This window comes from Streptomyces sp. SS7 (assembly GCF_037993025.1).
Taxonomy (GTDB): Bacteria; Actinomycetota; Actinomycetes; order Streptomycetales; family Streptomycetaceae; genus Streptomyces.
In genome coordinates, this window is record NZ_CP141223.1 from 4,058,088 (window position 1) to 4,083,462 (window position 25,375).

The 25,375-nt window shown below is 71.2% G+C and carries 28 protein-coding genes; 5 read left to right on the plus strand and 23 right to left on the minus strand.

Features of this window, described 5'->3' with window-relative positions; translation table 11 throughout:
• Nucleotides 1-34: 34 nt before the first annotated feature.
• The 10 genes from U5640_RS18695 to U5640_RS18740 all read right to left on the minus strand — a co-directional run bounded on the left by U5640_RS18695 (nucleotide 35) and on the right by U5640_RS18740 (nucleotide 7,749).
• On the minus strand, nucleotides 35-388 hold the full coding sequence (locus U5640_RS18695; protein WP_340376898.1) for a hypothetical protein: 354 nt from the start codon (nucleotides 386-388) through the stop codon (nucleotides 35-37).
• A gap of 70 nt (nucleotides 389-458) precedes the next feature.
• Nucleotides 459-1,121 (minus strand): TetR/AcrR family transcriptional regulator, encoded by a 663-nt coding sequence (locus U5640_RS18700; RefSeq protein WP_340376899.1) that lies wholly within the window; start codon nucleotides 1,119-1,121, stop codon nucleotides 459-461.
• Between the two features lie 38 nt (nucleotides 1,122-1,159).
• Nucleotides 1,160-1,483, minus strand: a complete 324-nt coding sequence (locus tag U5640_RS18705; protein WP_340376900.1) for a DUF4229 domain-containing protein — start codon at nucleotides 1,481-1,483, stop codon at nucleotides 1,160-1,162.
• 102 nt (nucleotides 1,484-1,585) lie between these two features.
• Nucleotides 1,586-2,110 (minus strand): GNAT family N-acetyltransferase, encoded by a 525-nt coding sequence (locus U5640_RS18710; protein WP_340376901.1) that lies wholly within the window; start codon nucleotides 2,108-2,110, stop codon nucleotides 1,586-1,588.
• A gap of 16 nt (nucleotides 2,111-2,126) precedes the next feature.
• A complete protein-coding gene (locus tag U5640_RS18715) occupies nucleotides 2,127-2,795 on the minus strand; it encodes a UdgX family uracil-DNA binding protein (protein WP_340376902.1) in 669 nt (222 codons plus the stop codon).
• Nucleotides 2,796-2,880: 85 nt separating this feature from the next.
• Nucleotides 2,881-4,044 carry an aminofutalosine synthase MqnE gene (gene mqnE / locus U5640_RS18720; RefSeq protein ID WP_340376903.1) on the minus strand — a complete coding sequence of 388 codons (1,164 nt, stop codon included), beginning with the start codon at nucleotides 4,042-4,044 and terminating at the stop codon, nucleotides 2,881-2,883.
• A 49-nt stretch (nucleotides 4,045-4,093) separates the two neighbouring features.
• Nucleotides 4,094-4,549 carry an Lrp/AsnC family transcriptional regulator gene (locus tag U5640_RS18725; RefSeq protein WP_340376904.1) on the minus strand — a complete coding sequence of 152 codons (456 nt, stop codon included), beginning with the start codon at nucleotides 4,547-4,549 and terminating at the stop codon, nucleotides 4,094-4,096.
• Between the two features lie 119 nt (nucleotides 4,550-4,668).
• Nucleotides 4,669-5,325 (minus strand): UbiX family flavin prenyltransferase, encoded by a 657-nt coding sequence (locus U5640_RS18730; protein ID WP_340376905.1) that lies wholly within the window; start codon nucleotides 5,323-5,325, stop codon nucleotides 4,669-4,671.
• 67 nt (nucleotides 5,326-5,392) lie between these two features.
• Nucleotides 5,393-6,295 carry a menaquinone biosynthesis prenyltransferase MqnP gene (gene mqnP, locus U5640_RS18735; protein ID WP_340376906.1) on the minus strand — a complete coding sequence of 301 codons (903 nt, stop codon included), beginning with the start codon at nucleotides 6,293-6,295 and terminating at the stop codon, nucleotides 5,393-5,395.
• A complete protein-coding gene (locus tag U5640_RS18740; RefSeq protein WP_340376907.1) occupies nucleotides 6,292-7,749 on the minus strand; it encodes a menaquinone biosynthesis decarboxylase in 1,458 nt (485 codons plus the stop codon). The genes mqnP and U5640_RS18740 overlap by 4 nt, the downstream gene beginning before the upstream one ends.
• Before the next feature lie 89 nt (nucleotides 7,750-7,838).
• On the opposite strand from U5640_RS18740, the gene U5640_RS18745 reads away from it, so the two are divergent.
• On the plus strand, nucleotides 7,839-8,207 hold the full coding sequence (locus U5640_RS18745; protein ID WP_340376908.1) for a PLD nuclease N-terminal domain-containing protein: 369 nt from the start codon (nucleotides 7,839-7,841) through the stop codon (nucleotides 8,205-8,207).
• 24 nt (nucleotides 8,208-8,231) lie between these two features.
• Here U5640_RS18745 and U5640_RS18750 read toward each other — a convergent pair whose 3' ends face one another.
• Both U5640_RS18750 and U5640_RS18755 read right to left on the minus strand, forming a co-directional pair.
• Nucleotides 8,232-8,354 (minus strand): DUF397 domain-containing protein, encoded by a 123-nt coding sequence (locus tag U5640_RS18750; RefSeq protein WP_340385194.1) that lies wholly within the window; start codon nucleotides 8,352-8,354, stop codon nucleotides 8,232-8,234.
• Nucleotides 8,317-9,213, minus strand: a complete 897-nt coding sequence (locus tag U5640_RS18755; protein ID WP_340376909.1) for a helix-turn-helix transcriptional regulator — start codon at nucleotides 9,211-9,213, stop codon at nucleotides 8,317-8,319. The genes U5640_RS18750 and U5640_RS18755 overlap by 38 nt, the downstream gene beginning before the upstream one ends.
• Before the next feature lie 140 nt (nucleotides 9,214-9,353).
• Here U5640_RS18755 and U5640_RS18760 point away from each other — a divergent pair, with 140 nt between their 5' ends.
• Nucleotides 9,354-9,935 carry a hypothetical protein gene (locus U5640_RS18760; protein ID WP_340376910.1) on the plus strand — a complete coding sequence of 194 codons (582 nt, stop codon included), beginning with the start codon at nucleotides 9,354-9,356 and terminating at the stop codon, nucleotides 9,933-9,935.
• Here the strand turns inward: U5640_RS18760 and U5640_RS18765 are convergent.
• The 3 genes from U5640_RS18765 to U5640_RS18775 all read right to left on the minus strand — a co-directional run bounded on the left by U5640_RS18765 (nucleotide 9,932) and on the right by U5640_RS18775 (nucleotide 12,142).
• Nucleotides 9,932-10,588, minus strand: a complete 657-nt coding sequence (locus tag U5640_RS18765) for a hypothetical protein (RefSeq protein ID WP_340376911.1) — start codon at nucleotides 10,586-10,588, stop codon at nucleotides 9,932-9,934. The two genes, U5640_RS18760 and U5640_RS18765, sit on opposite strands and share 4 nt — an antisense overlap.
• Before the next feature lie 122 nt (nucleotides 10,589-10,710).
• Nucleotides 10,711-11,676, minus strand: coding sequence for a 2-oxoglutarate and iron-dependent oxygenase domain-containing protein (locus U5640_RS18770; protein ID WP_340376912.1), 966 nt, complete (start codon nucleotides 11,674-11,676; stop codon nucleotides 10,711-10,713).
• On the minus strand, nucleotides 11,669-12,142 hold the full coding sequence (locus tag U5640_RS18775; protein ID WP_340376913.1) for a nucleoside deaminase: 474 nt from the start codon (nucleotides 12,140-12,142) through the stop codon (nucleotides 11,669-11,671). Before U5640_RS18775 ends, U5640_RS18770 begins: the two co-directional genes overlap by 8 nt.
• Before the next feature lie 176 nt (nucleotides 12,143-12,318).
• Here U5640_RS18775 and U5640_RS18780 point away from each other — a divergent pair, with 176 nt between their 5' ends.
• Together U5640_RS18780 and U5640_RS18785 are read left to right on the plus strand one after the other, a co-directional pair.
• Complete coding sequence (locus U5640_RS18780) at nucleotides 12,319-14,424, plus strand: hypothetical protein (protein ID WP_340376914.1); 2,106 nt, start codon at nucleotides 12,319-12,321, stop codon at nucleotides 14,422-14,424.
• The gene (locus tag U5640_RS18785; RefSeq protein ID WP_340376915.1) at nucleotides 14,424-15,977 is read left to right on the plus strand and encodes a hypothetical protein; all 1,554 of its coding nucleotides are present in this window, start codon (nucleotides 14,424-14,426) and stop codon (nucleotides 15,975-15,977) included. Before U5640_RS18780 ends, U5640_RS18785 begins: the two co-directional genes overlap by 1 nt.
• A 13-nt stretch (nucleotides 15,978-15,990) precedes the next feature.
• Here the strand turns inward: U5640_RS18785 and U5640_RS18790 are convergent, their stop codons facing one another.
• The 8 genes from U5640_RS18790 to hemL form a co-directional block, all read right to left on the minus strand.
• The gene (locus tag U5640_RS18790) at nucleotides 15,991-16,338 is read right to left on the minus strand and encodes a hypothetical protein (RefSeq protein ID WP_340376916.1); all 348 of its coding nucleotides are present in this window, start codon (nucleotides 16,336-16,338) and stop codon (nucleotides 15,991-15,993) included.
• Between the two features lie 60 nt (nucleotides 16,339-16,398).
• Nucleotides 16,399-17,481 carry a c-type cytochrome biogenesis protein CcsB gene (ccsB, locus tag U5640_RS18795; RefSeq protein ID WP_340376917.1) on the minus strand — a complete coding sequence of 361 codons (1,083 nt, stop codon included), beginning with the start codon at nucleotides 17,479-17,481 and terminating at the stop codon, nucleotides 16,399-16,401.
• Nucleotides 17,478-19,217 carry a cytochrome c biogenesis protein ResB gene (locus U5640_RS18800; protein ID WP_340376918.1) on the minus strand — a complete coding sequence of 580 codons (1,740 nt, stop codon included), beginning with the start codon at nucleotides 19,215-19,217 and terminating at the stop codon, nucleotides 17,478-17,480. Before U5640_RS18800 ends, ccsB begins: the two co-directional genes overlap by 4 nt.
• A gap of 3 nt (nucleotides 19,218-19,220) precedes the next feature.
• The gene (locus tag U5640_RS18805; protein WP_340376919.1) at nucleotides 19,221-19,994 is read right to left on the minus strand and encodes a cytochrome c biogenesis protein CcdA; all 774 of its coding nucleotides are present in this window, start codon (nucleotides 19,992-19,994) and stop codon (nucleotides 19,221-19,223) included.
• Nucleotide 19,995: 1 nt separating this feature from the next.
• A complete protein-coding gene (locus U5640_RS18810) occupies nucleotides 19,996-20,583 on the minus strand; it encodes a TlpA disulfide reductase family protein (RefSeq protein ID WP_340376920.1) in 588 nt (195 codons plus the stop codon).
• Between the two features lie 66 nt (nucleotides 20,584-20,649).
• A complete protein-coding gene (locus tag U5640_RS18815; protein WP_340376921.1) occupies nucleotides 20,650-21,942 on the minus strand; it encodes a hypothetical protein in 1,293 nt (430 codons plus the stop codon).
• A gap of 170 nt (nucleotides 21,943-22,112) precedes the next feature.
• Nucleotides 22,113-22,817 carry a histidine phosphatase family protein gene (locus U5640_RS18820; RefSeq protein ID WP_340376922.1) on the minus strand — a complete coding sequence of 235 codons (705 nt, stop codon included), beginning with the start codon at nucleotides 22,815-22,817 and terminating at the stop codon, nucleotides 22,113-22,115.
• Nucleotides 22,814-24,133, minus strand: a complete 1,320-nt coding sequence (hemL, locus tag U5640_RS18825; RefSeq protein WP_340376923.1) for a glutamate-1-semialdehyde 2,1-aminomutase — start codon at nucleotides 24,131-24,133, stop codon at nucleotides 22,814-22,816. Before hemL ends, U5640_RS18820 begins: the two co-directional genes overlap by 4 nt.
• A gap of 339 nt (nucleotides 24,134-24,472) precedes the next feature.
• Between hemL and U5640_RS18830 the strand changes: the two genes are divergently transcribed.
• Nucleotides 24,473-25,099 (plus strand): hypothetical protein, encoded by a 627-nt coding sequence (locus tag U5640_RS18830; protein WP_340376924.1) that lies wholly within the window; start codon nucleotides 24,473-24,475, stop codon nucleotides 25,097-25,099.
• The last annotated feature ends 276 nt before the right edge of the window (nucleotides 25,100-25,375 follow it).

Here is a 25,375-nt window from a genome sequence, read left to right on the forward strand (position 1 = left end):
CGGACGGGTGCACCCGGGGCGGACCACCGACACGTCAGGGGCGGTGGACGGAGACTCCGCCGACCAGGCCCCAGGCCTCGATACGGACCGTCGGGCCGTTCGGCTCGGTGGGGCCCGTGTCGCGGACACCGCCGAGGCGCAGGCCCCGGACCTCCACCCGGACGTCGGGGCGGACCTTGAGGGAGACGCCGCCGATGAGGCTCAGCTTGGTGATCCGCAGCTCGGCGCCGTCCGGGATGTCCACGTCCGTCAGGTCGACATCGGCTCCGCCGACGAGGGAGACGGTCAGGGTGCGCTCGTGCAGGGTGGCGCCGTCGAGCCGGTGACCGCCGATGAGGCTGATCTTGATGTCCGTCTTCTGCGTCTTGTCCGCGCTGGGCTTCGTCATGGGAAGAACAGTAGGAGCGGCGGGCGGGGGCGGCCCAGTGCCGCGCGTCCTGCGCCCCGCATGACAAGTGTCATGTCAGGGACACGTCGTCGGCGGGCGGCGGGGACCAGGACCGGCCGTGCGTCAGGTCGCCCAGACCCGCCCACGCGAAGTTCATCAGGGTGGCCGCGGCCTGCCGGGCCGTGACGCCCTCGCCGGCGTTGGCCCAGACGGCGAGCGACTCGGCCGCGCCGACGAGCGCCTCGGCGAGCCCGGCGACCTCCCGCTCGGGAAGATCGGGGTCACGATGGGCCTCGCGGGCCCCCACGGCTATGAGGTGGGTGACGAAGGCGACGATCTCCTCCCGCATCGCGGCGGCCTCGGCGGCGAAGGCCTCGCCGTGCGTGCGGGCCTGGAGGTGCACGACGGACCAGGCGTGCGGATGGGCGGCGGTGTGCACGAAGAACGCCAGCAGACCGTCCCAGAGCCGGCGGTCGGCCGGCAGATCGGTACGGACGCCCGACCGCACCGCGTCCACCAGCGCCCGCGCCTCACGGCGGATGCAGGCGATGAAGAGGTCTTCCTTGGAGTTCAGGTACAGGTACACCAACGGCTTGGAGACGCCCGCCAGTTCGGCGATCTCGTCCATGGACGCGGCCATGTACCCGCGCTGCCCGAAGATCTCCACGGCGGCGTCCAGCATCTGCTGCTCACGGACCGCGCGTGGCATCCGTTTGGTCTTCACGGCACCCATGGGGCCAGCCTAGTTGGACCGGCCGCAAGTGAACTCCGTCAGGAGGGCTGACTCTGGGTCGAGGACGTGGACCGGGCCTGCGCCTCGGCCGCGTCGACCGCCTCGTCCTCCTGGGTGCGGTTGGCCTCCAGGTTGGCCTTCATCCGGTCCACCCGCTGCACGACGCTCACCGAGGCCCGGTCGCGCTCCGCGCGCAGGACGACGAAGCTGATGGGCGCGGAGACGACCAGCGCGAGCAGGACGATCCACATGCCGTTGGAGTCGCCGAGGCCGCGCGGCAGGACACCGGCGTAGACCAGGCCCCAGACGGCCAGGAGGCAGCCGGCGAAGACGCCGAGGCGCATCAGCGTGTAGCGCAGCATCTCAATCCACTCTTCCTTGTCCCTGTCCCGAAAGGGCCCCAAAAGGGGCCGTCGTCCAGTGAAGCACGCCGGGCCGCCGGTCCTGCACGGGGGTGCGGGCGGTCAGGTGAGCGGCAGCAGCATGGTGATGTCGTCGCGGTCGTCGCCGGGAGCGACCCGGATGGCGCCGGGGACCCGGCCGGCCTCGCGGTAGCCGCAGGAGCCGTAGAACCGCTCCAGGCCCAGCCCGCCCCGGCAGGTGAGCCGGATCGCGTCGATGCCCTCGAAGGCGCGCGCGGCGTCGGCGGCGGCCGCCAGCAGGTCGCGGCCGTAGCCCCTGCCCTGGTGGCGGGGGTGGACCATCACCGTGTAGAGCCACACCCAGTGGGTCATCAGCCGGTGCGTGTTGAAGGCGAAGAACGCGGTCGCGGCCACCTCGCCGGACTCGTCCCGCCCGACGAGCAGCCGGTGGCGCCCCTCGGCCATGGCCACGAGGTGCCTCACCAGTTCCGGCCGCACCTCCTCACGCCCCACCGGCGGCACGAACCCGACGGCCCCGCCCGCGTTGGAGACGTCGGTCCACAGGTCGAGCACCCCGTCGCGCAGGGCGGGGTCGACGGGCGGATCGAGCGTGAAGGTAAGGGCCACATCGCCATCGTACGTCTTACCGTCCGGTGTTCTGCGCCAGAGCCCGTGCCGCCACCTCCAGATCCGCGACCAGTCCCCGGTAGGCGGCCTCCCGGTCGTCGGCGCGCAGGACCGACGACGGGTGCACCGTCGGCACCAGCCGCTCCCGGCGTCCGTGGATCTCCTCCTCCAGGACCGTCCCGCGCACCTCGGTCACCCGGAAGGAGGAGCCGAGCAGCGCCTTGCCGGCGGTGGCGCCGAGCACGACGATCAGTTCCGGGCCGACGACCGCCAGCTCGGCCGCGAGCCAGGGCCCGCACGCGGCCGCCTCGCGCAGGGTGGGGGCCTTGTGGATACGGCGCTTGCGCGGTTCGGCCCGGGTGAACTTGAAGTGCTTGACGGCGTTGGTGACGTACGCGTCCGCGGGGTCCAGGCCGGCCTCCTCCAGCGCGCGGTCCAGGAGCTTTCCGGCCGGGCCGACGAACGGTCTGCCCCGGCGGTCCTCCTGGTCGCCGGGCTGTTCCCCGACGAGCATCACGCGGGCGTGGGCGGAGCCCGCGCCGAAGACCGTCCGGGTGGCGTCCCGGTGCAGGGGACAGCCGCGGCAGTCGGCGGCTGCCCGCCGCAGCGCGGTCAGCCCTCCGTGGTCGGGGACGAAGGGTGCCGCGGTGTAGGCGTCCTCGGGGGCTTCGGCGCGGGAACTCACGGCCTCCGAGTAACCCCGTGCCGTCGAGTCCAACCCGAGGGCGTGGGGAACCGTCCGACCGGCCCCCCACGGCCCGCGCGCGAGGTCAGACCCGCATCGCCTGCGGCGACTCCCGGCGCAGGGGGTCCGGGCCGTCGTACTCGCGGATGATCTCGTAGCGCGTGTTCCGTTCCACCGGGCGGAAGCCCGCGTCGCGGATGAGGTCGAGGAGGTCCTCGCGGGTCAGCTTGTTGGGGGTGCCGTAGTTGTCGGCGTCGTGGGTGATCTTGTACTCGACGACCGAGCCGTCCATGTCGTCCGCGCCGTGCTGGAGCGCGAGCTGCGCGGTCTGGACGCCGTGCATGACCCAGAAGACCTTGACGTGCGGGACGTTGTCGAACAGCAGCCGGGAGACCGCGAAGGTCTTCAGGGCCTCCGCGCCGGTCGCCATCTGGGTGCGGGCCTGGAGCCGGTTGCGGACCTTGCCGTCCTTCATGTCCACGAAGTCGTGCTGGTAGCGCAGCGGGATGAAGACCTGGAAGCCGTTCGTCTCGTCCTGGAGCTCACGCAGGCGCAGCACGTGGTCGACCCGGTGGCGGGGCTCCTCGATGTGGCCGTACAGCATGGTGCACGGGGTCTTGAGGCCCTTCTCGTGCGCCAGGCGGTGGATGCGGGACCAGTCCTCCCAGTGGGTGCGGTGGTCCACGATGTGCTGCCGGACCTCCCAGTCGAAGATCTCCGCGCCGCCGCCGGTGAGGGACTCCAGACCCGCGTCGATCAGCTCGTCGAGGATCTCCGAGGCCGACAGCCCGGAGATCGTCTCGAAGTGGTGGATCTCGGTGGCCGTGAAGGCCTTCAGGGAGACGTCCGGCAGGGCCGCCTTCAGCTCCCGCAGCGAGCGCGGGTAGTAGCGCCAGGGCAGGTTCGGGTGCAGGCCGTTGACGATGTGCAGCTCGGTGAGGTTCTCGCTCTCCATCGCCTTGGCGAGCTTCACCGCCTCCTCGATGCGCATCGTGTACGCGTCCTTCTCGCCCGGCTTGCGCTGGAAGGAGCAGTAGGCGCAGGAGGCGGTGCACACGTTGGTCATGTTGAGGTGCCGGTTGACGTTGAAGTGCACCACGTCACCGTTCTTGCGGGTGCGCACCTCGTGGGCGAGGCCGCCGAGCCACGCCAGGTCGTCCGACTCGTACAGCGCGATGCCGTCCTCACGGGTCAGCCGCTCACCGGCCCTGACCTTCTCCTCCAGCTCGCGCTTGAGCCCGACGTCCATGCCCACACCTTTCCTCGACCAGCGACTGACCCACCGTACGCCTACCGCTTCAGACCTCCTCGGGAAGCTCCCCGACCCGGTTCTCCCACTTCGTGGAGAGCACGATGGTGGTACGGGTCCGGGAGACGCCCTTGGTCCCCGACAGCCGCCTGATGATCTTCTCCAGGCCGTCCACGTCGTTCGCCCGCACCTTGAGCATGAACGAGTCGTCGCCGGCGATGAACCAGCAGTCCTCGATCTCGCCGAAGTCCCGCAGCCTGCTCGCCACCTCCTCGTGGTCGGCGGCGTCGGAGAGGGAGATGCCGATGAGGGCGGTGACGCCGAGGCCGAGCTGGGCGGCGTTCACCGTGGCGCGATAACCGGTGATGACACCGGCCGCCTCCAGCCGGTTGATGCGGTCGGTGACGCTGGGTCCCGACAGGCCGACGAGGCGCCCCAGCTCCGCGTAGGAGGCCCGGCCGTTCTCCCGCAGGGCCTGGATGAGCTGCCTGTCCACCGCGTCCATGCGAATCGAAGCCTTCCTGAAGTGATGAGAGGTACTACGACGTACTGCCACGTACTGCGACATTGCGACCTGATGCGACGTCCTGCGGACGTCCTGCGACGCACTGAAGACGATGCCGCTCAGGCGTCCCGGGTTCCGGATCCGCCGCCCAGTTCGCCCTCCCACCGGCGGTAGAGCCCGTGCGCGACACCCGCCGCGTCGAGCACCCGTCCGGCGACGAAGTCGACCAGGTCCTGGATGTGGGTGGCGCCCGCGTAGAAGGCGGGCGAGGCCGGGACCACGGCGGCGCCCAGGTCGTCCAGGGTCACCAGCTGACGCAGGGTCTGCCCGTTCAGCGGGGTCTCCCGTACGGCGACGACGAGCGGCCGGCGTTCCTTGAGCGTGACGGAGGCGGCCCGCTGGAGCAGGTCCTTGGACAGCCCGAGCGCGACCCCGGCGACACAGGCGGTCGAGGCCGGGACGATGATCATCCCCCTCGTGCGGTACGACCCCGAGGACGGCCCCGCCGCCAGGTCCCCGGCGGCCCAGTACCGCACCGCGCTGACGTCGGCGTCGAAGGTGCCCGGCTTGCCGTCGGCCCCCCGCCCGAGCCATTCCCGCAGGTCGTCCCGCCAGTGCGCGTCCCGGAAGGAGATCCGGGTCTCGTCGAGCAGGGTGAGCCGCGAGGCCCGGCTGACCACCAGGTCCACGCTCTCGCCCCCGGCGAGCAGCGCCCGCAGCACCGCGGCGGCGTACGGCGTACCGGACGCCCCGGACACCCCCACGATCCAAGGCACGCGCTGCGTTTCTCCTGCGTTCACACCTTGAGCGTACCGGTGGGCAGCAGGGTCTTCAGGACGGGACCTACACCGTGAGCCCGCGCATCAGGAGGTCGGCGAGCGCACAGACGAACAGGCTGATCCCGATGAAACCGTTCGTCGAGAAGAACGCCCTGTTCAGACGGGACAGATCATGGGGGCGCACGATGGTGTGCTCGTAGACGAAGGCACCCGCGACGATCACCAGTCCGAGCCAGAAGAAGGCACCGGCGCCGGTGGCGAGGGCGTACCAGACGAACAGGGCCGTGGTGACGGCGTGGCAGAGGCGCGCCCCCTGAACGGCCGCGGGGATGCCGAAGCGGGCCGGGACCGACATGACGCCGATCTCGCGGTCCGTCTCGACGTCCTGGCAGGCGTAGATCAGGTCGAAACCGCCGATCCAGATGCCGACGGCGAGACCGAGGACGACCGCGTCCCAGGACCACTCACCGGTGATGGCCAGCCAGCCGCCGACCGGCCCCATCGCCTGGGCGAGCCCCAGGATGGCCTGCGGGAAGTTCGTGAAGCGCTTCCCGTAGGGGTAGACCACCATCGGGATCACGGCGACCGGCGCGAGGGCGAGGCAGAGCGGGTTGAGCATCGCCGCCGAGCCGAGGAAGACGGCCACCGCGATCAGCGCGCCGGTCCAGGCGTGCTTCACCGACATCGCCCCGGTGACCAGCTCACGGTGGGCCGTGCGCGGGTTCCGGGCGTCGATCTCGCGGTCGATGATCCGGTTGACGGCCATGGCGAAGGTGCGCAGGCCGACCATGCAGACCGTCACCAGGAGCAGCCGCCCCCAGTGGATGTTCCTGTCGAGCTGGAACATCGCGGTCAGCGCGGCGATGTAGGCGAAGGGCAGCGCGAAGACCGAGTGCTCGATCATCACCAGCCGCAGGAAGGCCTTGGTGCGTCCCGGCTGCGGGAGCGCTGCGGAGGCGGAGCTCACAGGCCGTACTCCTTCCAGCGGCGGTCGACCTTCGCCGCCGTGTCGGGGTCGGGCAGGACCATGTCCGGCCAGCCCCCGTCGCGCGTGTAGCCCTCCTCGGGCCACTTCTTCGTCGCGTCGATGCCCGCCTTGCCGCCCCAGAACTGCTGGTAGGAGGCATGGTCGAGATGGTCGACGGGGCCTTCGACGATGCTCAGGTCACGGGCGTAGTCCGTGTTGCCGAGGGCCCGCCAGGCGACCTCGTGCAGATCGTGGACGTCGCAGTCGGAGTCCACGACCACGATCAGCTTGGTCAGGGACATCATGTGGGCGCCCCAGACGGCGTGCATGACCTTCTGCGCGTGCTTGGGGTACTTCTTGTCGATCGACACGATCGCGCAGTTGTGGAAGCCGCCCGCCTCGGGGAGGTGGTAGTCCACGATGTCCGGGACGATGATCTTCAGCAGCGGCAGGAAGAACCGCTCGGTCGCCCTGCCCAGCGGCCCGTCCTCCGTCGGGGGGCGGCCGACGACGATCGACTGGAGCAGGGGGCGCCGGCGCATCGTGACGCAGTCGATCGTCAGCGCGGGGAACGGTTCCCGCGGGGTGTAGAAGCCGGTGTGGTCGCCGAAGGGGCCCTCGGGGAGCATCTCGCCCGGCTCCAGCCAGCCCTCCAGCACGACCTCCGCCTGCGCCGGCACCTGCAACGGCACGGTCTTGCAGTCGACCATCTCGATCCGCTTGCCCGCGAGGAACCCGGCGAACAGGTACTCGTCGATGTCACCGGGGAGCGGCGCGGTGGAGGCGTACGTCACGGCGGGCGGGCAGCCGAAGGCGATCGCGACCGGCAGCCGCTCCCCGCGCCGGGCCGCCACCTGGTAGTGGTTGCGGCTGTCCTTGTGGATCTGCCAGTGCATGCCGATGGTGCGCCGGTCGTGGCGCTGGAGCCGGTACAGACCGAGGTTGCGGATACCGGACTCGGGGTCCTTGGTGTGGGTGAGGCCGAGGTTGAAGAACGAGCCGCCGTCCTGCGGCCAGGTGAAGAGCGCCGGGAGCTGCTCCAGGTCGACGTCGTCGCCGTGCAGGACGACCTCCTGCACCGGGGCGTCCCCGGACTTCACCTTCTTCGGCGGTACGTGGGTCATCGCGCCGAGCTTGCCGAACGCCTCGCGGACCCCGACGAATCCGTGCGGCAGCTCGGGCCGCAGCAGGCCGCCGATCTTCTCGCTGATCTCGCCGTACGACTTCAGCCCGAGCGCCTTCAGCAGCCGCCGGTCGGTGCCGAAGACGTTCATCGCGAGGGGCATCGACGAGCCCTTCACGTTCTCGAAGAGAAGCGCGGGACCGCCGGACTTCTGGACGCGGTCGACGATCTCCCCGACCTCCAGATACGGATCGACCTCGGCCTTCACGCGCTTGAGGTCGCCTTCCCGCTCCAGTGCCCTGAGCAGGGAACGAAGATCGTCGTAAGCCATGTGTCCCAGTATCGGCCACCCGCTACCCTGACCCCGTCACCGGGGGCCGTCCCGTGGCCCGTCGCCGTCTTCTGGGGGAACCCGCCGCCATGCTCAGGTATCTGCCGTTCCTGCTGGTCCTGGCGCTGTGGATCTACGCGTTCATCGACTGCCTGAACACTCCGGAGAACGAGGTGCGGGGCCTGCCGAAGGTGGCGTGGGTGCTGATCATCCTGCTCTTCGGCGAAGTGCTGATCGGTCCCGTGGCCTGGCTGGTGGCGGGCAAGGTGCGCGCCGCGCCCGGCCGGGGCGGCAGGACGTGGGTGGCCCCCGACGACAACCCCGAGTTCCTCAAGTCGCTGAAGGACGAGCAGGCCAGGAACGACGAGCGGCTCCTGAAGAACTGGGAGGACGACCTGCGCCGGCGCGAGGAAGAACTGCGGCGCCGCGAGTCGGGCGAGGAGCCGAAGGAGAGCTGAGCGGGGTTCGCGCGGCGGATCTCGCTACGGCTGATCGCCCAGGGACGCCACGAAGGCGGCCCAGGCGCTCCGCGGGACGAGGAGGACGGGGCCGTCGGGGGTCTTGCTGTCACGGACGGGGACGACGGAGGTGGATTCGGGGGCGATTTCGAGGCAGTCGCCGCCGTTGGCCCCGCTGTAGCTGCTCTTGATCCAGGTCGCCATAGTGCCCATACCCTTCCATCACGCCACAGATCAGGGCGGCGGAGTCAGAGGCTGACAATGCATCGGCCCTGAGCACATCATAGGTCTGGCTGTGCGCGAGAAAGATGGCCGGATCGTCGCTGAAGTGGCCCCGGTCCAGCGATTCCGAGTACACCCACTCCTGCCCGTCGGGCAGCCTGATCAACGACATCGAGGTGTCGGGCCGGTCGATGTCGGGGCGTCCGGACGGGACCACCTGGATGCGCACATTGGGGAGTTCCCCCGCCCGCAGGAGATGTGCGCACTGCTCCCGCATGACCTCGCGCCCGCCCACCACATGCCGCAGGCAGCTCTCGTCCAGCACGACGATGTAATAGGGCCCGCCCTTGGCGTAGAAGCGCTGTTGGCGGCTGAGTCGGGCCCGGACGCGCTCGTCCACATCGTCGGCGTGGGACAGGCGGCGGGCAAAGAGCGCGGCTGCGTAGTCGGCGGTCTGCAACAAGCCGGGCACCACGTGCGCCTGATAGGCCCGCAGGGACACGGCCTCCGCGTCCATCCGGGCCCGGCGCTCGAACCAGTCCGGATGCTCCACCTGCGGATACCAGTCGATGCGCCCCCACAGCCGCCGCAACGCCCCGCCCGTGCGCAGCAGTTCGTCGCAGGTCCGGGCGAACGGCTCCTGCGGCACCCGCGTCCCCGCCTCGACCCTCGCCACCAGCGAGCGGTCGCAGGGGATCGCCTTCGCCAGCGCCTCCTGCGTGAGCGAGGCGCCCTCCCGGAAGTGGCGCAAAAGCTCGCCGAACAGCGCGGCGTTGGTGGTCACGCTCCTCGCCCCCTCTCCCCCCGCCCCCTCCGTGACAAATGCCCTTGTCACACGTCGGGCATTGATACGCACCGTGCCCGACCGCCACGCTCGACACACCCAGGGTGACCAAGTCGGTACGGAGAGGGAACGGACAGGCCATGACCGAGCACATCGAGAGCGGGTTCGAAACAGGAACGGTCGTCTACGACCCCGGATCGGACACCGTGGGCGAGTACCAGGGCAAGGCCGGTCCCTACGCCCTGCTGCGCCCCCTCGGCGGCGGCCGGGAGTGGGAGGCCCGCCCGGACCTGATCCGCCCCGCCACCCCCGCCGAACGGCTCAGCGCGAGCCTGCGCGCGGCCAACTCCCGTTCACTGCACGGCGGCCCGCCGGTCCCCGTCCGCGACTGCGCCGCCTGCGCCGACCTGGCCGGGCTGCGTGACGCGGCCCGCGCGCGGCGCGACCGCAGCGCGGAGACCGACGCGAACGTCCTGCTCCGCCGCCATCAACGCCGGTACCACACGGCCTTCCTGGGCCTGCCGGAGTACACGTCGGCCCCGGACGTCCCCGCCGGGGCCGAGTACGAGACGTCCTGCACCCACTGCCCCGCCGCCTCCGGCCCGCGCCCCGGCCGCGCCGAGACCGAGGAGTGGCAGAGCGGGCACGCCCGGGAGACCGGGCACACCCGCTACCGCCGCGCCGTCGCGGATTACGCGGTGCTGGACCGGTCGGACTCCTAGACGGTCCTCAGCCGGAGCAGGAACTGGCAGCCGCCGGAACGGCCGTCGGCGTCGATGCCCACGGTCACCGGGCTGCCCGCGAACGCCGAGCGGTACTGGCCGGCGGGGAGCGCGTTCACGCACTGCCCGCCGTCGCCGTCGGCGTAGAACTGCACGTCGAGGACCACGTCGGAGCGGCCCGACACGGTGAAGGTGAGGTTGCACCAGCCGGGCCGGTTGTCGGTGTCGACCCGGACGCTGGGACCGAAGGTCCTGAACCGCTGGATCGGTATGCGGTAGGTGCCCTGGCTTCCGCACTGCCCCGCGTCGCCGCCGGGGCTCGCCTGGAAGCCGTACGTGAGGGACGCGCCCGCGAGGGTGTTGTCCGGGTCGTAGACACCGAAGGCCAGCTGACAGCCGCCCGGCCGGTTGTCGGTGTCGAAGCGGATCGCGCGGGTGAAGTCGGGAGACGTGCCCCACTGCTGTCCCGTCGTCCCGCCGCACTGACCGGCGTCGCCGTCGGGGTTGAACTGGATGCCGATCTCCGCGGCGGCGGCGAGCGTGCCGGTTTCCGACGCGTGCGCGGCCGTACCGGAGAGGCCGGCGATCAGCGCACCGGCGGCGAGCACACCCGAGATCGCTCTCAGGCGCCCGGTCAGGCATAACTTCCTCACGATGGGGTCCCCTCCCTAGAAGGCATGGTGCATCGCAACCGCTCCTTGTGAAGCTGCTGTGAAGATTCAGTATGGGTGCGGAGGAGAGGGGAGGCCACGGCGGTAACGGGCCATTCCCCGAGTCACTCCACCGTGATCGAGTCCAGCTTCCCCCGCAGATACACATGCGAGTCGACCGCCTCGTACGCCACGCGCCCCACCGGTGCCGGCACGGACTCCACGATCGTCCCGGGCGTGCACTCGCCGAAGTAGACGAGGGACATGAGTTCCTCGGCGGGCTCGTCCGCCGGGGGCGGGAGCACCCGGTGCCGGCCCGACCTCCACCGGTCGCCCGTCCAACGGGCCATCAGATCGCCGATGTTGACGGTGAGGGCGGCCGGGTCGAAGGGCGCGTCCTGCCAGCCGCGCTCCTCCGTCCAGACCTGGAGTCCGCCCTTGCCCGCCTGCCGGTCGAGGATGGTGACCGTGCCGAAGTCGGTGTGCGGGCCGATCCGGAACTGGCCGGGCTCCGGCTCGCCCACGACGTCGGTGCCGGGGTACCAGTTGATGTTGAAGCCGTAGGTGGGGTGGTCCATGTGGCGGGAGAAGAAGTCCGGCTCCAGGCCGAGGGCCTCGCCCAGCAGGGACAGCAGCTGCTTCTCCAGTCCCGCCATCCGCGCCAGGTACTCCTCGCAGAGCCCCTTCAGCTCCGGCACCTCCGCGGGCCAGACGTTCGGCGCGTACCACTCCGCGTCGACCACCGGGTCGGCGAACGGCTCGTCGGTGGCGAAGGTCAGGGACTCCTTGAGGTCCGGCGGGGTCTCGGTCCCCTCGGAGTAGCCGTTCGCCTCCGCGCCGGGCCCGAGCCAGCCCCGGCCGCCGACCTTCACGGCGTACGGCTGCTTGACCTCGGCCGGCAGCGTGAAGAACGTCCGGGCCGCCGCCCGGATGCGGGAGCGGAGGGACGGGTCCACGCCATGGCCGGTGACCAGCAGGAAGCCGGCGGTCTGCAGGGCCTCGTCGACGGTGCGGGCGACGGCTCCGCGGGCCTCCGCGTCCCCGTCGAGCCAGGGCCGGAGGTCGACCGTGGGAATACGCGGCTCAGACACCGATGTCCTCGTTCCAGAGCGCCGGGTTCCGCTCGACGAAGTCGTGCATCATCCCGACGCAGCCGGGGTCGTCGAGCAGCACGATCTCCACGCCGTGTGCGGCGAGCCAGTCGTGACCGCCGTGAAAGGTCGTGGCCTCGCCCACCACGACGCGCGAGATGCCGAACTGCCGGACCAGGCCGGAGCAGTACCAGCAAGGGGAGAGGGTGGTCACCATGGTGGTGCCGCGGTAGGAGCGCTGCCGGCCCGCCGCCCGGAAGGCGGCCGTCTCCGCGTGCGTCGAGGGGTCGTCGTCCTGGACGCGCCGGTTGCGGCCGCGGCCGAGCAGGGTGCCGTCGGGGCCGTAGAGCGCGGCGCCGATCGGGATGCCGCCCTCGGCGAGCCCGGCGCGGGCCTCGGCGACGGCCGTGGCCAGCCAGGTCCGGGCCGTCGGCTGGTCCAGGGTCACCTGATCCACAGGGTTCATGGCTCCACTCTCGTGCGACCGGAACCCCGGGGCAACGCCGCGCGCGCCGTGTCGAGAGCGGACCGGTGGTGAGCCGAACCGGGGCGGGCGGCGCAATTCGGGCACCACGCGATCTGGCACACACCAACCACCGCTCCTTACCCTGGAGTTGAGTAACCGGCCCTGGGGGAGGTGCGGTGCGCGGACGGTTGTACGGGCGTGGTGCGCTGTTCGATGTGGAGCCGCCCGGGCTGGTGCCCCGGCTCGTGGGACTGAGACCGTACGCCCATGAGGGCGAGAAGGCCGAACACCCCACCGGGCCACCGCTGCTGGTCCTGGCCGGCGGGCGGGGAGTGGGCAAGAGCGCGGTGCTGGCCGAGCTGGTCGACGCCTACACCGAGCGGCTGCGGGGCGGCGAGTCCCGCAAGCGCACCCCGCTCGCGCTGATCGACTGCGAGGACGAGCAGTTCGCCGGCCCGCCGCACGAGGAGAGCCCCGAGTCCTGGTCGCCGGTGTGGCAGGCGCTGCTGGTGCTGGCCGAGCAGCTCACCGAGCCGGTGAAGGCCGCCGGAGCGCTCTCCTTCCCCCGGCTGACGGCGGGCCTGGTCGCGGTACGGGCGAGCGACTGGAGCGGGCGCAGCGACTCGGACCGGATCCGCCGGGAGCTGACCCGGATCCTGCTGCTGAACGACCGCCGGACGCACTTCACGCTCGCCGGACGCTGGGCGGCGAAGGTCGCCTCCAAGGTGATCGCGGCGGCCAGCGGCGGCGGGCCGTTCGTCGCGGCGACCGTCGAGGCCACGCTGGAGGCGCTCTCCGAGGGCTTCACCTCGCACAAGGAGCACAAGCCCGCCCTCTGGTACCGCGCCTACCCCAACGCGGGCGGCAACCCGCAGCGCGGACTGCTGCTGCTCGCCGGGAACTTCCGGGCCGGCGGCACCTCCCGCGAGCACGCCGAGCGCTGGCTGGTGCGGGCTCTGCTGGCCGACCTCGCGGAGGGGTACGCGGGGCTCGGCTCGCATCTGCGGCGGCTCGGCCGGCCGCTCGTCCTGCTCGACAACGCGCGCGGCGGCCCCGGCCCCGGGCTGCTGGACGCCGTCCTGCGCGACCGGGCGGACGGGGTCGTGGACCCGGTGGTGTGCGTGGCGACCGTACGCGGCACGGCCCATCCGGTGCTGCCGGACGCGGTACGGCGGGAGCTGCCCGAGGTGGCCCGCGCGACGGAGTGGGAGCCGGGGCCCGCGCCCTCCTCGCGGGCGCTGCTGGTGCCGCTGCCGCCGCTGTCCCCGGACGACACCCTGCACATGGTGGGGGCGATCTGCCACGACGTCGAGTTCCCGCCCCAGCTCCCGCACGCCACGCACCGGCTGACCGGCGGCAACCCGCTCGGGATCGTGCTGCTCGCCACCGCCGCGCGCCGGCACCCGCGGGAGGCCGTCTCCCTGGGGCGGCTGCTGACCGCCAGGGTGAGGCTGACCGAGGAGCAGACCGACGGCGGCCGGCCGCTCTACGCCGAGCTGCTGCGGCGGCTGGTCCCCGCCGACCGGCTCGCCGAGCTGACGGTCCTGGCGGCCGCGCACGACCACGACTCCGCCGTGGCGCTCGCCCACGCCCGGCTGCCCGCGGACTTCGGCTCCTCGGGCGTACGGTCCCTGCGGGCGCGGCTGGCCGAGGAGGGGCTCGCGGCCGAGCCGGGCCAGTTCGTCGGCGACCCGTTCGTGCGCACCCTGCTGCTGCTCCGGCTGCACCACCGTCGCGCCGACCACGCGAAGTGGCGCGAGGTCCACGAGACGCTGATCCGGCACCACACCCGTGAGGACGGCACCCCGGACCACGCCCGCTACCGGCTCCACCACGAACTCGCCCTCGGCGGCACGGCCGGCGCGGTCGCCCATCTGCGCGACACGTTCCCGGTGCGGGACACCCGCGACTGGCTCGACACCCTGCGTTTCCTCGCCACCGCGCCCTACTTCCACGCGCACGACGCCGACGGCCGGGACACGGACGGCCACGACGACCTGCGCACGGCGATCGCGCTCGGCCGCACCGACGCGGACGCGCAGCCCCCGGAGGGCGTCGACGCCTCGCTCCACCTGCGGATACGACGGCTGCTGCACGCGGTGTGGCAGGTGACCGACCCGCTGGTGCTGCCCGACGCACGGGTCTGCGGGCGGCTGGAGTACGAGCTGCTGCAACTGTCCGACCTGCGGCCCGCCGGGGGCGCAGTGCTGTTCGCGGCCTCCCGGTCCTGGCCCCGGGACGCCCTCGCGGGCCGGCCGCTGCGGACCGACGGGGAGGGCTGATGGCCGCGGGAGACAGAAGCGCACTCGGACGGTGGCTGCGGGACGTCTGGGAGATCCGGCTGTACCGCTACACGGCCCTGCTGCTCACGGCCGCCCTGGTCACCGGCGTGTTCTTCGGCGTACGGGCGCTGACCGGCGAGGACCGCTCGTGCGCGCCCGGGGTGGCCCGGCCGCCCGGCGCCGACGAATGCGTGGGGGTGGCGACCGGGGCGTACGACTTCGGGCACCGCCGGCTGCGGGACGTCGTCCGGGCGATCTACGCCGAGAACGACCGGCTGAAGGAGGGCACCTATGTCACGGTCGCGCTGATGCTGCCGTACACCGCCACCACCCCCTCGACGCTCAGCGACATCCAGCACGAGGTGCAGGGCGCCTACCTGGCCCAGTACCAGGCCAACCACAGCTCCAACGGGCAGGCGCCGGCGATCCGGCTGGTGCTGGCGAACCCCGGTGCCACGAGCGCGCACTGGAGGACGACGGTCGACCAGCTGGAGCGGATGGCGAGGGGTGGCGACCGGCTGCGCGCGGTCGCCGGGGTCGGCCAGAGCACCGACGACAACAAGAAGGCCGTCGCGGAGCTGACCCGGCGGGGCATCCCGGTGGTCGGCGCCTCCATCACCGCCGACGACCTCGCCAACGGGCAGCACGGCGAGGACCCGTTCCCCGGACTGGCCCGGGTCTCCCCCACCAACACCGACGAGGCCCGCGCGCTGGCCGCGTTCGCGAAGGTCGACGCGGGGCGGGCGCTGCTGGTGTACGACAAGCCGGGCGATCCGTACACACGGACGCTCCAGACGTCGTTCGCCGCGCTGCTCAAGGGCTCGCCCTACGAGCCGCAGCCCTTCACGCCGCCCGCCGACCGGACCCGGGAGGGGACGACCGCGAACACGTTCCGGCAGATCACCCACCTGGTGTGCGACACCTCGCCGCGGACCGACACGATCCTGTTCGCCGGCCGGCACACCCAGCTGCGCCAGTTCATCAACGCGCTCGGCACCCGGGGCTGCCAGGAGCGGAGCTTCACGGTGCTGACCGGGGACGAGGGCTCGTACCTGACCGGGGACAAGAAGCTGGACCGCGGCGCCCTGCGCCACCGGCTCTCGGTGCGCTACACCGCCCTGGCGCACGGCGACGCCTGGGCGCTGGACAAGGCGCGGACGGGCGGTTCGGCGGCGGACCTGAAGGTGCTGACCGATCTGCTCGCCCGCTCCGGGAACGCCCCGGTGGGCCCGATCGGGACCGTCGACCTCGCCGACGGCCAGCTGATCATCGCCTACGACGCGCTGACCCTGGCCGTCCACGGTATCCGCGAGGCCACCCCCGACGGCGCGAGCGCCCCGGCCCTGGCCGACGTCGGCCTGCAGTGGCCGCAGGTGAAGGGCTCGCTGCGGGTGAGCGGGGCGAGCGGCTGGATCTGTCTGGACGTCCACGGCAATCCCTACGACAAGGCCGTGCCGATCGTGGAACTCCACCCCGACGGCGGTTCGGTCTTCGTCCGGATCGCCTGGCCGGAAGGAAAGCCTCCGGCGAAGGAATGCCTGCCGCCGTCGTGAGGGCGGCACCTGCTCATGCGCGCCTCAGCGTGGCGCCCAGGTGTTCCAGGCGGGCCCGCCACTCCGGTTCACGTCCCTCTTCTCCCGGGAACGCGCCGGTGAACCGCAGGACCGCGGCGTCGTCCCCGTCCCGCTCCAGGTGGAAGCGGATCCGGCCGGCGCCCTCCAGCGTGTACTCGGCGACCCGGTCCACGTCCCACGCCGTGACCCGGCCCTTCACCGGCCCGCGCAGCACGACCGCGCCGCCCAGCCGGGGTTCGAGCCGGTCCACCCCGGTCCACCAGGACGCGATCCCGTCCGGCGTGCTCACCGCCGGCCAGACCGTCTCCATGGCGACCGGGAGACGTACCAGGAGGTGCATGCCTCCAGCGTGGACCCGGCCCGCGGAATCCGCAGGCCGGGATCATGGGCGAGCGGGGGGTCAGACCCCGGCGTACGAGTGCTTGCCGGTCACGAAGATGTTGACGCCGTAGTAGTTGAAGAGCCAGCAGCCGAAGGCGATCATGGCCAGGTAGGCGGCCTTGCGGCCCTTCCAGCCGGCCGTGGCGCGGGCGTGCAGGTAGCAGGCGTAGGCGACCCAGGTGATGAAGGACCAGGTCTCCTTGGGGTCCCAGCCCCAGTAGCGGCCCCAGGCGTCGCCCGCCCAGATCGCGCCCGCGATGATCGTGAAGGTCCACAGCGGGAAGACGGCCGCGTTGACGCGGTAGGCGAACTTGTCGAGGGACGCGGCGGCGGGCAGCCGGTCGAGGACCGAGTTGGCGAACGCGCCGGGCTTGCCGCCGGTCGCCAGCTTGTTCTCGTAGCTGTCCTTGAAGAGGTAGAGGATCGTGGCGACCGCGCCGACGTAGAACACCGCGCCGCAGAAGATCGCGGTGGAGACGTGGATGTACAGCCAGTACGAGTGCAGGGCCGGGACCAGCTGGTCGCTCGCCGTGTAGAGGACGGTGACCGCGAGACCGAGGTCCAGCAGGACCGTGGTGATCAGGAACAGGCCGAGCCAGCGGACGTTCTTCTTCAGCGCCAGCAGGCCGAGGTACACACCGACGGCCACCGTGGAGAAGGTGATGTTGAACTCGTACATGTTGCCCCACGGCGCCCGCTCCACCGAGGCCGCGCGGGCGATCACTCCGCCCAGCTCGACCAGGAACGCGAGCACCGTGAGGGAGATCGCGATCCGGCCGTACATGTCGCCCTGCTCGTCGCCGCCGTGCGCGCCGGGCCCGTCGGGCAGGTCCCGCGCGCCGGCCGCCGAGCGCACCACGACCTGCGGGCGCTCCAGCACGGCGGTGCCGCCGTCCTTCTTGACGGTGACGGCCGGGCCCTTCGCCCTGGCCTGCGCCGTGGCGGTGAGCGCGGCGGCGGTCCGGCCGACCTTGCTGCGGCTGCCGAAGAGCCACTCCGCGATGTACGCGAAGAAGGCCAGGGTGTAGACGGCCATCGAGGAGTAGATCAGCGTGTTGCTGATACTCGCGAGGTGTTCGTTGGTGGCGGCGGCGAGAGTCACTTCTCAGCCCCTTCGGCAGGTACGACTTCGGGTTCGGGGGTGTCGGGGTGTTCGGGGGCTCCGGGAGCCCGGTCGTACAGGACGCCGGCGAGGTCGCCGAGTTCCTCGGGGAGCTTCGCGGACTCGCTGCGGCCGAGGCCGGCCATCTCGACGACGGTGACGCCGTCGGCGCCCCGCACCGCCCGCACCCACACCCGGCGGCGCTGGATGAACAGCGAGGCGGCCAGACCGAAGATCGCGGCGACCGCGCCGCCCAGCGCCCAGCCGCTGCCGGGCTGCTGGGTGATCTGGAAGTTGGCCCACTGCCTGGTGCCCTCGTAGGTGACCGAGCCGGCGCCGTTCGGCAGTGTCATGGTCTCGCCGGGCTTGAGGTTCTCCCGCAGCTGGGCGCCCTTGGAGTCCTTGAACTCCTTCATGTTGGTCTTGTTCATCTGGTACACGCTCTGCGGGATGCCCGAGTTGACCCCGAGGTCGCCGTGGTACGGCGCCAGGTTCAGGACCGGGTTGTCCAGCGCCGGGAAGGTCGAGGCGGTCTCGCTGCCGGCGGTGTACGTCGGCAGGAAGAAGGCCGAGATGCCGAGCTGCTCGGTGACGCCCCGGGCGTTCCGGTAGCCGTCGAGGACCCTGATGACACCGCTGGAGGTGACGTTGGAGTCCAGCGGCAGCAGCGGCACCGCGTCGTCGAACACGACGTTCCCCTTGCCGTCGCGGACGGTGATCACCGGGGCGTAGCCGTGGGCGGTGAGGTAGATCTTCGAGTCGTCGATCTCCAGCGGGTGGTTGACCCTGATGACGTCCCGCTGGTCCTTGCCGTAGGCGCCGACGCTGTAGGTGACGGCCGCCTGGAAGGTGCGCGCGGTGCCCCGGTTGGGGCCGGTCCTCTCGTACGTCCCCTCGAACTTGTCCAGGGTGAAGCTGAACGGGTTCAGGTCGTCGACGCCGAAGAGGTTGCCGGACTTGAAGTCGTCGTAGGCGATCAGGGTGTTGGAGAAGCCGCTGCTGCCCTCGACGAGGAGCTTGTTGCCCTCGGCCTTGAAGAGCTGGCCCCAGGCGAAGGCGACCAGCATCACGATGAGCGCGATGTGGAAGGCGAGGTTGCCCACCTCGCGGAGGTAGCCCTTCTCGGCGGAGACCGCGTCACCGGCGATGGGGGCACCTCCCACGTCCTTAAGACTGTGGGGGAGGGCCCGGAAGCGGCGCTTCTTCAGCAGGGCGAGGGCGGCCTCACGGACCTGCTCCGGCTCGGCGTCCGTCCGCCACGTGGTGTACGCCGGCAGCCGGGTCAGCCGCTTGGGGGCGCCCGGCGGGCGGCTGCGCAGCTGGCCCACGAACTGCCAGGTGCGGGGCACGATGCAGCCGATGAGGGAGACGAACAGCAGGATGTAGACGGCCGAGAACCACACCGAGCTGTAGACGTGGAACAGGCCCAGCTTCTCGTAGACCGGCGCGAGCGTCGGGTGCGCCTTGGCGAAGTCGGCGACCTTGGTGGCGTCCTGGCCGGTCTGCGGGATCAGCGAGCCGGGGATCGCGCCCAGTGCCACCAGCAGCAGGAGCAGCAGGGCGACCCGCATGGAGGTCAGCTGACGCCAGAACCAGCGGGCCCAGCCGACGACCCCGAGGCCGGGCACGTTCGCCACGGTGTCGGTGGGCGCCGTGGAGAGCTGGGAACCGGCCGCGCCGAGGTCCCCCTCCTCGGGGCCTGCCGCCGTCTCGTCGCTTGTCGTGGTCTTGCTCATGGATCAGATCCCCACAGTGAAGCCGGCGGACCAGGACTGCATGTCCTGCACGATGCGGTCCCACACACCGGTCAGCAGCAGCAGTCCGGTCACGATCATCATCGTGCCGCCTGCCCGCAGCACCCAGACGTAGTGGCGCTTGACCCAGCCGAAGGCGCCGAGCGCCTTGCGGAAGGCCACCGCGGTCAGGACGAACGGGACGCCGAGCCCGAGGCAGTAGGCGACGGTCAGTATGGCACCGCGGCCCGCGCTCCCCTGGTTGGAGGAGAGGGCGATCACGGAGGCGAGGGTGGGGCCGATGCACGGGGTCCAGCCGATGCCGAACAGCGCGCCGAGCAGCGGGGCGCCGACCAGTCCGGTGGCGGGCCGCCGGTGGAAGCGGAACTCCCGGGCGGTCATCCAGGGCATCAGGCCCATGAAGAAGACGCCCATGGCGATCATGAGGACGCCCAGCACCTTGGACAGGACGCCCTGGTTCTCCTGGAGCGTCTGGCCGAAGTAGCCGAACAGGGCGCCGCTGGAGACGAACACGGCGGTGAAGCCGAGGACGAACAGGGAGGCACCGGCGACCATCCGCCCGCGCCGGGCCTCGGCCAGGTCCGTGCCGGTCACCCCGGTGACGTAGGAGAGGTAGCCGGGGACGAGCGGCAGGACGCAGGGCGAGAAGAAGGAGACGAGCCCGCCGAGCAGGGCGATGGGCAGGGCGAGGATCAGGGCGCCGCTCAGGACCGTCTGGTTCGGACCGGTGACCTCGGCGAGGGTGGTGAGCGCGCTCACGTCACTTCTCCGCGAGGACCGGGGCGATCATCTTGCGCAGCTTCTCCTCGCTGAGCGCGGCCAGCGAGCGCGCGGCGATCCTCCCCTCGCGGTCGATGACGAGCGTGGAGGGGATGGCCTGCGGGTTGAGCGTGCCCTTCTTGAAGCGGAGCATCAGCTTGCTGCTCGGGTCGTACAGGCTGGGGTAGGTGACCCCGAAGCCCTTCTCGAAGGCGCGGGCGCTCTGGACCTTGGGGTCGGCGACGTTGATGCCGACGAACTGCACGCCCCGGGCGGCGAGGTCCTCGGAGACCTTCTGGAAGTTGGGGGCCTCGGCGCGGCAGGGCGCGCACCACGACCCCCACACGTTCACGACGACGACCTTGCCCTTGTACGAGGAGAGCGCGAGCTGCTGGTCGTCGATGGTCTTGCCGGACAGGTCGGGGGCCGCGTCACGCTTGCCCTGCGCGACGGTCGAGATGCCGTCCTTGCCCATGATGAATTTGGTGTCACCGCCACCGCCGGAGACCCCTCCGGCGGCGCAGGCGGACAGCAACAGGGTCGCCGCGGCGGCGACGGCGAGGGACGGAAGCGTGCGGCTGGCACTCATGTGAAAAGTTTCGCATGCCCGTTCCGGGGATCTTGCGCACCCCCCTTGCGGGTGGAAAACCGCATTTCAGGCGGCGGATTCCGAGGGGCTGGGGGAGCTCGTGGAGTCCTTCATGAACTCCTTCCAGCCCCCGGCCGGCCGCTGGCCGACGTCCAGGGTGCGCAGCTTGTCGAGCACCTCCGGCTTCTGTACGTCGATCCAGTCCACGAACTGGCGGAAGGAGACGAGCCGGACGTCGGCGCCGCTCTCCTTCTCGGCGGCGATGTGCTTGAACGCCTCCTCGACGGCGTCCATGTAGATGCCGCCGTTCCAGTGCTCGAAGTGGTTGCCGACGAAGAAGGGGGCGCGGTTCGACTCGTACGCCCGCCGGAACCCCTGGATGTACGCCTGGGCGGACTGCCTGCGCCAGCCCGGGTAGTTGTGGCTGGGGGCGTTGGTGGAGTTGACCGACTGGTTGGCGAGCATGTTGTAGTCCATCGAGAGGACCTCGAAGCTGCGGCCGGGGAAAGGTATCTGCTGCAACGGCAGGTCCCAGAGCCCCCGCTTCTTCTGCGGCCACACCTGGCGCCCGCCCGGCGAGGAGGCGTCGTAGCGCCAGCCGAGGGCCTTGGCGGTGGGCAGCAGGTTGTCCTGGCCGAGGAGGCAGGGGGTGCGGCCGCCGACGAGTTCCTTGTCGTAGTCGAAGGGCAGCGCGGCCAGATCGGTCCAGCCGGTGTTGGTCCGCCACTCCTTCACGAACTTCTTCGCCTGGTCTATCTCGCTGCGCCACTGCGCGGGCGTCCAGTTGCCGACCGAGCCGGAGCCGCCGCAGAAGTGCCCGTTGAAGTGGGTGCCTATCTCGTGCCCCTCCAGCCACGCCCGGCGGACGTTGGTGAGGGTCATCCTGACGTGCTCGTCGGTGAGGTAGCCGATGTCGGAGGCGCCGACGGGGTTGTTCGGCGGGTCGTAGAGCCGCTTCTTCGACTCGGGCAGCAGATACAGCCCGGAGAGGAAGAAGGTCATGGCCGCGCCGTGCTCCTTGGCGAGGTCCAGGAAGCGCGGGAACAGACCGTTGCCGACCTCGCCCGCGCCGTCCCAGGAGAAGACCACGAACTGCGGCGGCTCCTGGCCCGGCTCCAGCGGCACCGGCTTGACGGGCTGGTGGGGCTGCTTGCCGGTGAAGGAGGTGGAGCCGTCGCCGATCGGCTTCGCGGTGGCACCGGCGGACGGCTTGGGCGAGCCCTTCCGGCCGGAGCCGTGCTTGCCGCCGCCCGCCGGGGAGGGGTCGGTGCTCGTCAGGCTTCCGCAGCCGACGAGTCCGGCAGCGGCGGCGGCCCCGGCGCCGAGTCCGAGTGCTCCCCTTCGGGTGATGGCGCGCATGGCAGATCCCGTTCGTCGCGTCCTCTGGTGTCACCCATTCAGAGCACACGACGAACAGACGGGTTCCGCTCATACGTCCGGATTCGGTAACAGTGAACGCTCAGGAAGCACCCAGACACGGCCGGAATGCGTCGGTCGGCGCGGACGCCAGGCGCCGGCCGGCGCGGACGCTACGCGCCGAATGCCTTGCCCTGCCCCGGCGCCGCGCCCTTCACCGGCTTGGCACCGGCCCGCAGATGGGCCGGTACGAGGTCGATGGCGGGCTCGCTGTAGCCGACCGAGACGATCCGGTCGCCCCGGTAGGTGAAGGTCGTCAGCGAGGCGAGCGTGCACTGGCGCTTGCGCGGGTCGTGCCACAGCCGGCGCCGCTCGACGTAGGACCGGACGATCCAGATCGGCAGCTGATGGCTCACCAGCACCGCCTCGTGGCCGCGCGCCGCGTCCTTGGCGGCGTCCAGCGCCCCCTTCATCCGGACGACCTGGTCGACGTACGGCTCGCCCCAGGACGGCTTGAACGGGTTGACGAGGTGCTTCCAGTTCTCGGGGTTCTTCAGCGCGCCGTCGCCGACCCCGAAGGTCTTGCCCTGGAAGACGTTGTCCGCCTCGATGAGGCGCCCGTCGGTGGCGAGGTCGAGCCCGTGCGCCTTGGCGATCGGGGTCGCCGTCTCCTGCGCCCGCTCCAGCGGCGAGGCGACGACGTACGTCACGTCACGGGAGGCGAGGTGCTCGGCGACCCGGTCGGCCATCTGCCGGCCGAGCCCGGAGAGGTGGTAGCCGGCGAGACGGCCGTAGAGGATCCCGTCCGGGTTCTCGACCTCGCCGTGCCGCATCAGGTGGACGACGGTCAGGTCGCTGTTGCTGTTCGGGCTGGTCATGCTGCTGTGGCCTCCGCAGCCGCTCGGGCCGCCGCCGGAAGGGCGTCGGCGATCCGCTGGATGGCCCGGTCGTCGTGGGCCGTGGAAACGAACCAGGACTCGAAGGACGACGGCGGCAGATAGACGCCGTTCGCCAGCAGCGAGTGGAAGAAGGCGGTGAACCGGAAGGACTCCTGCGCCTTGGCGTCCTCGTAGTTGCGCACCGGCCGGTCGGTGAAGAACACCGAGAACATGTTGGAGGCGCTCTGCAGCGTGTGCGCGACGCCCTCCTTCGTGAGCGCCTCGGAGACCAGCGCGCGGATCTGCTCGGAGGCGGCGTCGACCCTGGCGTACGCCGCGTCGTCGAGGAGCCGGAGCTGGGCGAGGCCGGCGGCGGTGGCGACCGGGTTCCCGGACAGGGTGCCGGCCTGGTAGACGGGCCCGGCGGGCGCGAGGTGCGCCATCACGTCGGCGCGCCCCCCGAAGGCGGCGGCGGGGAACCCGCCGCCCATGACCTTGCCGAAGGTCATGAGGTCGGGCCGCACGCCGTCGATGCCGAACCACCCGGCGCGGCTGGTGCGGAACCCGGTCATCACCTCGTCGGAGACGAAGAGCGCGCCGTTGGCCCGGCAGGCGTCCTTGAGTCCCTGGTTGAAGCCGGGCAGCGGCGGGACGACGCCCATGTTGCCCGGGGAGGCCTCGGTGATCACACAGGCGATCTCCCCGGGGTGCCGGTGGAAGGCCTCCTGCACGGCCTCCAGGTCGTTGTACGGCAGCACGATGGTGTCGCCGGCCTGGGCGCCGGTGACGCCGGGGGTGTCGGGCAGCGCGAACGTGGCGACCCCGCTCCCCGCCGCGGCGAGCAGCGAGTCGACGTGGCCGTGGTAGCAGCCGGCGAACTTGATCACCTTGGTCCGCCGGGTGAACCCGCGGGCGAGGCGGATCGCGGACATGGTCGCCTCGGTGCCGCTGCTGACGAGCCGCACCTGCTCCAGGGGCTCGATCCGCGCGACCATCTCCTCGCCGAGGGCGACCTCGCCCTCACCGGGCGTACCGAAGGAGGTGCCGCGCGCGACGGCCTCCTGCACGGCGGCGATCACCTCGGGGTGGGAGTGCCCGAGGATCATGGGGCCCCAGGAGCAGACCAGGTCCACGTACTCCCGGCCGTCGGCGTCGGTCAGGTACGGGCCGCTGCCGGACACCATGAAGCGGGGCGTTCCGCCCACGGCACGGAACGCGCGGACCGGCGAGTTCACGCCGCCCGGGGTGACGGCGGCCGCTCGGTCGAACAGCGCCTGCGAGACAGGCGCATCGTATGAATAGGGCAGTTCGCTCATGACCTGCGGCTTCTCCGACCTTCTCCGACTTGCTGGACTCCGGTGTGCCAGTGACTCCCCAGAGTAGGCCAGTGGGCGTGCGGGCCCGCGGGGCAGGAAGGCTCCGCCCCCTCCCCCACCCGCCGTCATCTGAGAAACTGAGACGGACCGAGCCTGCTGTGAGACGGACCGAGGCTGATAGACGTAGCTCACCATGACCGGGTGTCGAGGGCTGCGAAGATCCTGCGGACAGGTGTTTCAACGCACGTTTCGGCGGGCGGCCGTGGGGGAGGTCACTGACACGATGATCGGGTTGCGCGGCCGGGGCCACGCGTCCTAGAAAAGCAGTCGGGTGGAGATATGCATCGCGGTGGCGGACTGGGCGAGGGGACTGATGACCTGGGTCCTCGACGTGCCCGGCGGGGAAGGCACCGGCGCAACGTGGAGGAAGCCAGCGAAGGACGCGACGAAGCACGTCAGGGGCAGGGCATGAGCCCGGGCATGGACGAGGGTGTACCGAATGGAGCCGGGAGCAGGAATGGTGGTCGGGTGGGGGTGACGTACAAGTACTTCGGCGCGCCGGACGGTGCGACGGCGGCCCGTGTCCCGATCTCGATGCGCCCCGAGGAACTCGGCGGCGACGAACTCGGCATGAACGGCATGTTCACCAAGATCAAGCCGGAGACGATGGCCGCGATGGTCCTCACGGGCATCGAAGGCGTCCCCCTGCACAAGGTCCCCCCGCTCGAGCTGGTCGTCCTGCACCCCGACTACGCGGTCGTGAAGCTCCCCATGACGGTCGTCGACCCCCTCCGCGACATCGGCGAGGAGGCGGTGGGCGCGGCGGCCTTCATCTGGTCCACGGTCCCGGACCGCGGCGGCCCACGGGACGCGTTCAACGTCTACCAGCTGCTGCACGAGTGGCAGGACTTCTCGCACCGGCTGCATGAGGCGGGGCATCAGCCTTATTGCCTGGTGTGGCCCTGACCTGGGATTTCCTGCGGATTGGGCGGAGCTTTGGGGCTCCGCCCTCATTGTGTGCCGGGAGGCGCCGTCAGGCGGCCAGGGCACATTCGACAGCACCTCGCGCACATCCTCGTAGCGAAGAACGAGATACGCGGACACGCCGAACGACGCCATCATCCGCACCACGCCTTCGCCGTCGCGCGCCTGGGCCAGTTCCTCGACCGGGTCGAAGCCGCTGCGTGGTGTCTGCGCATCTGCAGCGGCACCTTCGGCGTTACCGTCATGGTCTGTCCACTG